Source organism: Streptomyces sp. NPDC006510 (assembly GCF_040611955.1).
Lineage (GTDB): Bacteria > Actinomycetota > Actinomycetes > Streptomycetales > Streptomycetaceae > Streptomyces.
Genome location: NZ_JBEXPH010000369.1, coordinates 1 through 3,939, shown reverse-complemented (window position 1 = coordinate 3,939; position 3,939 = coordinate 1). Strand labels below are relative to the sequence as shown.

At 68.7% G+C, this 3,939-nt stretch carries 6 protein-coding genes; 2 read left to right on the top strand and 4 right to left on the bottom strand.

Annotated elements, in window-relative coordinates; genetic code table 11:
* The coding region (locus ABZY11_RS43395) for a hypothetical protein (protein ID WP_356484457.1) at positions 1 to 191 on the bottom strand (191 nt) is incomplete at its 3' end.
* A 130-nt stretch (positions 192 to 321) separates the two neighbouring features.
* Positions 322 to 927 (bottom strand): dihydrofolate reductase family protein, encoded by a 606-nt coding sequence (locus tag ABZY11_RS43390; RefSeq protein WP_044577946.1) that lies wholly within the window; start codon positions 925 to 927, stop codon positions 322 to 324.
* Between the two features lie 186 nt (positions 928 to 1,113).
* Here ABZY11_RS43390 and ABZY11_RS43385 point away from each other — a divergent pair, with 186 nt between their 5' ends.
* A complete protein-coding gene (locus ABZY11_RS43385) occupies positions 1,114 to 1,410 on the top strand; it encodes a hypothetical protein (protein WP_356484456.1) in 297 nt (98 codons plus the stop codon).
* Positions 1,411 to 1,465: 55 nt separating this feature from the next.
* Here the strand turns inward: ABZY11_RS43385 and ABZY11_RS43380 are convergent, their stop codons facing one another.
* On the bottom strand, positions 1,466 to 1,849 hold the full coding sequence (locus tag ABZY11_RS43380; RefSeq protein WP_356484455.1) for a hypothetical protein: 384 nt from the start codon (positions 1,847 to 1,849) through the stop codon (positions 1,466 to 1,468).
* A 113-nt stretch (positions 1,850 to 1,962) separates the two neighbouring features.
* Here ABZY11_RS43380 and ABZY11_RS43375 point away from each other — a divergent pair, with 113 nt between their 5' ends.
* Positions 1,963 to 2,511, top strand: coding sequence for a transposase (locus ABZY11_RS43375; RefSeq protein ID WP_356484454.1), 549 nt, complete (start codon positions 1,963 to 1,965; stop codon positions 2,509 to 2,511).
* 133 nt (positions 2,512 to 2,644) lie between these two features.
* Here the strand turns inward: ABZY11_RS43375 and ABZY11_RS43370 are convergent, their stop codons facing one another.
* Complete coding sequence (locus ABZY11_RS43370) at positions 2,645 to 3,778, bottom strand: hypothetical protein (RefSeq protein WP_356484453.1); 1,134 nt, start codon at positions 3,776 to 3,778, stop codon at positions 2,645 to 2,647.
* Positions 3,779 to 3,939: the final 161 nt, after the last annotated feature.

The following is a 3,939-nucleotide window of genomic DNA, read 5'->3' as shown; positions in this document are numbered from 1 at the left end:
ATCTGGGCCTGGTTCCGGTCGATCTTCTTGTCGAGAGCCTCGACCTTCTGGTCCAGGTTCCCGATCTGCAGGCGCACCGCGGTCAGGTCGGACTTGATGATCCCGAACTCGCGGTCGTGCTTTCCCGCGACCTCTTCGAAACGCCGGGTCAGGGCAGCAAGCTCGCTCTGGGCGATGGGGTCCTCGGGCACGCGGAACGCTCCTGCCGGATCATGAAAAGCAACAGACATCAGGGCTTCACGATATCGCGCCCGCCCGACACGGAGGCCACGGCGAGATATTTCAGCCTGGCGGCCGTCCAGGCCGGCGAACGGGTCGTTGTCACGCAGGGACGCCGAGCGGCGGGTGCTCGAGCACGCGGGGCTTGTACTCGACCAGCTGGATGCGGCCGTCGAAGGTGCGGTGCTCGATCATCTCGAGGGCAACGTCCGGATAGCCGTCGTAGATGCGTTCTTCACCCGTCGCCCCGGTGATCACCGGGAACATCACGACCCGGAAGCGGTCGACGAGTCCGGCTCGTAGCAGGGACCGGCACAGGCTGAGGCTGCCGATCGTGCTGAGGAGCCCCGAGCCACTCGACTTCATGGCGCGGACCGCCTCGACAGCGTCGTCGCGGACGAGCGTGGAGTTGGCCCACGTCAGTGGCTCCTCGAGGGAGGAGGAGAACACCACCTTGGAAGCTTGCGTGAGCTCGTCGACGGACGCCTCCTCTTCGGGCCTGAACTCGTCTTGGCCATTCGGGACCTCGCCTGCGGCGAAGCCCGACATCAGGCGGTAGGTATTCGCTCCCATCAGGTAGGTGGCCTCGGGCTGCTCGCCGAGCCATGCGAGGTACTCCGGGCCCTCGAGGCCCCAGAACCCGGGCCATCCCTCTCCCGATGCGTGGCCGTCGAGGGAGGTGATGAAGTCGACGAGAAGCTCCGACATTGCGGTGTCCTTCCTGGGGTGTCACGAGCTTGGACCGGCCGGGAGCCACAAACTCATCGGCCGCGCTGTGGAGTAACGAGAGAACGGCCCGGGCCAACCGTCACGCTCAGTCGGGCTCCACAGCCGGCGCCGCGGGGCCTGTGCGGGAACCCGCGCCGAAATTCGAACACCTGATTGAATATGTGGATGGTGTCCTTCCGTTTCCCCGACGACCTGATCGATCTCAGGCGCCGGCAGATCCGCATCTACAACGAGCTCGCTTTGCGGCCCGCCGTTGGGGCGGCCGAGCTGCGCCGGGGGCTGATCCGGCTGTCCTGCCTGATCAGTGCCCATCCGTACTGGGCGGAGCACGGCTGGAGCATGGCGGGCCGGGTCGAGCTGGTGCGGGCAGCCCGGAGCGGACCGGACGGGGTACGGGAACTGGTCATGCACTGGAATGGCGAGGAATTCGTCGTCATCGGGCCCCCCGAGGCAGGGTCGTGAGAGGGCGAGAGTCCCACCCGTCGCCGAAGCTCTTCAGCTGTCCTTGGCGAGGGCGTCAGCGAGCTGATCGTGGGTCATGCCGGAGCGTCCTTTGACCTCGGCCTTGGTGGCCTTCTCGTACAGCTCGGCCTTGGTCAGCGACCGCAGCGACCCGGGCCCCGGTGCGCTTCTTCGCGGCAGGCTTCTTCCCGCGCCCGGTGTTCCCGGAGGCGCTGGCCTTCTCCCCGGTGTCCTTCGGGCTGCGGGCCCCCTCGACGCTTGCGCGCAGGGCCTCCATCAGGTCGACCACACCGGTGGGCTGCGCGGCCGGCTCGGCCTTCTCCACGGCCTCGCCTGCGGCCTTGGCCTCGATCAGCGCCTTGACCTTCTCCTGGAAGGTGTCGTGGAAGTCTTCCGGATCCCAGTCGGTGGTGAGGGCGTCGATGAGCTGGTGGGCCATCTTCACCTCGGCGGCGGTCGGCTCCGTCTTGCCCGGCAGGTCGGGGACCTCCTCGTGGGGGTCGCGGATCTCGTCCGCCCAGTGCAGGGAATGCAGGGTCAGCAGGTATCCGCATGGTCACTCCGGTCCTTCTGGACCACTCCGCGCAGGCCAAGGCGGCCGAAGGCTTCGACAAGAACGCCTTCACCATCAACTGGAAGACCCGCCAGGTCCGCTGCCCCGCCGGGAGGATCAGCTCCCACTGGAACCCCGTCCAGCAACACGGCACAGACGCCATCGTGATCACCTTCAGCGTCCTGACCTGCCGCGACTGCCCCTTCCAGAAGCAGTGCACCACCTCGAAGATCGGCCGTCGCATGCTCACCCTCAGGCCCGAAGAACTCCACGACAACCTCGCCAGAGCCCGCGCCGAGCAGAAGACCGACACCTGGAAGAACAAGTACGCCCTCCGGGCCGGCGTCGAGGGCACCATCAACCAGGCCCTCGACGTCACCGGCATCCGCCGGGCCCGCTACCGCGGCCTACCGAAAGTCCGCCTCCAACACGCCTTCTCCGCCACCGCGCTCAACGTGATCCGGCTCGACGCCCATTGGACCACCGGGCCACTCGACCGCGCCCGCCACAGCAGGCTCGAACGACTCAGCTACCGACTCTCCGCCTGACGAATTACGCAGCAGAGTCCAGGATCGGACCAAAGTTCGTGCGGCGACTTCATGTCACAGCCCGGTTTGACGACAATCGACGCCGCCTCCCGCTTGGTACTCCCGCGGCCGGAGGGGGGCGGGAACTGCTCGTTCAGGGGCGGTCCAGCCACTCCTCCAAGGCGTCAGGCGTGTCGGGGAGCCCGTACTCGGAGGAGAGGAGCAGGCCGAGTTCTCCAGACGCCCAGATCCGGTCTCCGTCGAGCAGGGAGCGGAGCACGGCGCGCTGCCATGGTGTGAGCTGCGGTGCGGTCGGCCGTGTGTCGAGGAAGGTGTAGACGACCAGGGTCGCGGCGGTGTTCCAGGGTGTGGGGTTCTGTTCCTCGGTCCGCCGCAGGAGGCGCACGAGAGCGGATCGGGCGGCCTCCTGGCGGGCGTCGGTCAGACGGTCCGCCGTGCGCAGGATCAGGGCCGCCACGAAACCTTTGCAGAAGCTCACCCGTTCGACGTCCTCGTACGCGTCGGGGTCGGTGCAGATCGTGCCCAGTTCGTCGATCAGGGCGTCGATCGCCGGGTCCGGGAGGTCGGGGGCGGTGACGCGCGCGAGGGCCACGGCCGCCGCCCAGCGGTCGGGGGCGTCGGTGTCCGCCAGCGTCCTCTCCAGGAGGGGTGTGTCGGAGCGGTCGCCGGCGGCGCCGGCCAGGAGGCCCAGAGCGATGAGCGCATTCGCACGGCCGGGGCGTGGCAGCGCTCTGCCGCACAGTCGGCGCAAGCCGGGCAGGACATGTGGGGCCTGTGCCGGAAACCACGCGGTGAGCACCGCTGCCCGGACCGCCGTTTCCGGGTCGTCGTGGTCCAGCAGCGGGGCGACGACGGTCGGTACACCGGCTTCCACGGTTTCGTACACGGCGGTCTCGACCGGCCATCCGGCGATCCTGGCGGTGTCGTACCCGTCCGGGAACCACTGCTCCTCGTCCTCGCCGGTGACCAGCGCGGACAGATAGGTCAGGAGCCCCTCGCGGTCGGGGGGCCGCTCGTCGGCGAGCAGGTGCAGGAGGAACGGGACGGCGTGGGGCGTGGCCTCGTAGATGCTCCCCTGGTGGTACAGGTTGGAGTACATGCGGTGCCATGCCTGGTCGCGTGTCGCCTGGTCGAGCGAGGTCAGGTCGCGGAGCTGGGAGGGGATGACGGTCGCGGGGCCGTAGGCGTGGCAGAGGTCGGCCCAGGGGACCTGGTCGAGGTCGGTGAGGGGCCGGGTGATCGGTGGGGGTGCGGGGTGGGCGGTCATCGAGCGCCTCCGCGGATCGTTTCGACGCGCTGGGCCCGTCGCCACTCCTGGAACTCGGGCAGGGCAGCGATGTCGGTGAAGTCGCCGAAGGACGGGTCGCGGGTGAGGACCTGGTCGGCGATCCGGTAGGCGTCGTCGGTGCGGCCGAGGGCGAGCAGGAC